Annotated in this window: 2 protein-coding genes; both read right to left on the bottom strand. The window is 71.3% G+C overall.

Going from position 1 to position 2,831, the window contains the following annotated elements:
- Positions 1-1,081 (bottom strand): glycosyltransferase family 4 protein (locus VGT80_RS12805; protein ID WP_327456376.1); only part of this gene is annotated, 1,081 nt, incomplete at its 3' end.
- A gap of 4 nt (positions 1,082-1,085) precedes the next feature.
- Entirely contained in the window at positions 1,086-2,708 is a 1,623-nt protein-coding gene (locus VGT80_RS12800; RefSeq protein ID WP_327456374.1) for an alginate lyase family protein, read from the bottom strand.
- Between the last annotated feature and the right edge of the window lie 123 nt (positions 2,709-2,831).

Here is a 2,831-nt window from a genome sequence, read left to right as displayed (position 1 = left end):
CGGCCAGTTGCTCGGCGTTTTCCGGCTCAAAGACCTCTCCGCAATCTTCCCGCCGCACGATATCAGCCGACTCGCCGGCCACCCCGTGCAGCACCGGCAGGCCCATGGCCATACACTCGAAAAGTTTCGAGGGGATAACGGTGGTGAACAGCTCGGTCCGCTTCAGGTGGATGATCGAGGCGTCGAGCAGCGACCAGTAGCGGGCGACCTCCTCCTTCGGAACGCTGTCGACGAAGACCACGGAGGTCAGGCCCATCGCACGCGCCTTGGCCTTCAGCGCCGCCTTGTTGGCGCCGTCGCCGAGGAACAGGAAGCCGATGTCGGGCCGGTCGCGCAGCCGCTCGGCGGCCTCCAGCACGGTCTCCAGGGCGTGGGCCATGCCGTGGGTGCCGACGTAGCCGGCGACAAACTTGCCGGTGAAGCCGAGCCGGGCGGCGAGCGCCGCGTCGCGCGGCCGGGGGGCGAAGCGGCCGAGGTCGGCGCCGTTGGTGACAACATGGATCTTATCCGGCGCTACGCCGCGCTCGATCAGCTTGTCGCGGAAGGCATGGGTCACCGACACGATGGCCTTCGCGCCGCGGTAGAGGCTCATCTCCAGCCGCTCCAGCGCGCGGATCAGCCAGCCGTCCTGCACGGCGCCCACGGCGCGGATCGATTCCGGCCACAGGTCGCGCAGCTCGAAGACGAACGGCCTGCTATGCATCAGCCCAACCATGCGGCCGGCGCAGGCGGTGAAGAACTGCGGCGAGGTGGCGACCACGATGTCGACCTTGCCGACGAAGGGCGCGGCCAGCGTCGCGCTCGCCATGTAGCTCAGGTAGTCGAGGCTGCGGCGGAAGAAGCCCTCGTTGGCGCTGATATAGGACCAGACGCGGACCACCTCGATGCCGTCCATGGTCTCGCGAGCCATCAGCCGGTTGCGGTAGCCCTCGTAGAGCTTGCCGCGCGGGAAATTGGGCGCGCAGGTGATCACGGTGACCTGGTGGCCGGCCGCCACCCACTCGCGGCAATGCTCGAAGGTGCGCGAGGCGGGCGCATTCACCTCCGGCGGGAAGTTGTCGCTGAGGAACAGGATGTGCACGGCGCTACCAGTCGAAGCGGGTTTCGAGGGCCGCGCCGTCGAGGCGCGCCGCGAGTTGATGCGACGGCGTGCGGAGGCCGAATTCCGGGCGCCACTCGTCCGCCTCGATGCGGGCCGGCGCGCTGCTCGTCCAGGCCACCCGGCGGCCGTCGGGCAGCACCAAGACGCCTCTGCGCCCGCCGGGCTCGGCCGTGGCCTCGACCTGCGGCGCGAAATGGAAGCGGGCGATGGCGGCCCTGACGGCGCCGTCGACCTCGTCGCGGACGGTCAGGCTCGAACGCGTGAGGGTCCAGCGCCGGCGATGGATCGGCCGACCGCGGCGCCAGCGATAGCCGTCGTGAGCGGCGGAGACGCTGACCTCATCCTCGGACGCCTCGACCGTCAGGTCCCGGACGCGGGCGCGGCGTCCGACCCGGAAGCCGGCCCAGACCTCCGAGGAGTTCTCGCCATCGATCTCCACCGTCGAGTGGGACGCTGTCGCCCGTTCCAGCTGCCGTTGCGGCCCGTCGCCATAGACCGAGGTCCCGCCATTGACGATCACCCGGGCGGCGCCGATCGAGAGCTCGAAGGACAGGGTATCGGCGTGGGCGTGGCCCGGCAGGTAGTCGGGTCCGATGGGCGCGGCGTCAATCAGCGCCACCGCCTCGCCAAGCCGCAAGCGCAGATAGCCGGACGGGCGAAGCGCGGCGACCGGCTCTGTGGGCTGCTGGACAGCCGGCAATCTCAGGCGCGCGGCGTAGGCCTCCAGCTCGTCGGGCTCGGCGGCGATCCCGAAGGCGGCGTCATTGAAGAAGCTGATCCGGCCATCCGGATGGGTCATGGCGGCCAGCCAGGCGCGCATGGCGGCGATCCGGCCCGGCAGGTCGCGCAGCACGGGCTCGTCCGCCATTCCGAAGGCGCGGGCGAGGTTCAGCAGGTCGAGCAGGTCCTCCTCGATGATGGCGTGGTACATGGGCGAGCGCTCGAAATGGCCGCCGTCGGGCAGGATCTGCTCGGGCAGCTGTTCGGCCAGCAGGGCCAGGCCCCGCCGCCGCCAGCCGTCGGCCTCGGCGCCCTCGAACCAGCAACCCGCGAACACCAGGGCCTTGGCGTTGGCCAGCAGGTGGTTGCCCAGGAGGTGGCGCTCCAGCCGTCCGGCCAGCCAGCGGGCCTGCACGGCTAGGCTCTCGGCCGCGGCGGCGGGGAGGGGGAAACCGGCGAGCTGCGCCTTGATCCAGTTCACGATGCGCAGGGAGGTGGGGTAGGGCGCCCAACCGATGCCCGCGGCCGGTGGGTTCTCGGAGAGCCAGCGGTCGATCAGGGCGACGCGCGGCGCCGGCGCGGCCAGGGCTTCGGACGAGGCGAGGTCGTCGAAGTAGTGCAGATTGTAGAGCCAGAGCAGGTCGTGCCCGCCCTGCCAGTCCTGCGGTCGCACGACATCGCCGGCCTCATTGAGGAACCGCAGGGTCGCGGGCGGCGTGAAGGCGGCCGCCTTCGGCGCGGCGGTGACCCAGGCTGCGGTGGGCGCGCGGCGCCGCGGTGCGGGTCGCAGGTCCGGACGACCCCGAGGGATCAGATGCGCCGCGCGGCCCCAGACCTGTTCAGGCTTGAGGCGCCGGACAGTGCGCATGAAGCGGCCGAGGTTCATCCTCAGTCCGCGCGGTCGGCGACCGCGATGGACAGCCGGCTGACTTCGAGGATTTCCTCGAGCGGGATGGGGGCGGGGCCGCCGGCCTTCACCGCCGCGAGGAAAGCCCGCGCGCAGGCGGCC

The organism is Phenylobacterium sp. (assembly GCF_035944335.1).
GTDB lineage: Bacteria > Pseudomonadota > Alphaproteobacteria > Caulobacterales > Caulobacteraceae > Phenylobacterium.
This window is presented reverse-complemented; position numbering and strand designations above follow the sequence as displayed.

What these genes read in the sequence shown, in the direction of transcription:
- VGT80_RS12800 (WP_327456374.1), bottom strand. Translation starts at nt 2,708, where the DNA reads ATGAACCTCGGCCGCTTCATGCGCACTGTCCGGCGCCTCAAGCCTGAA.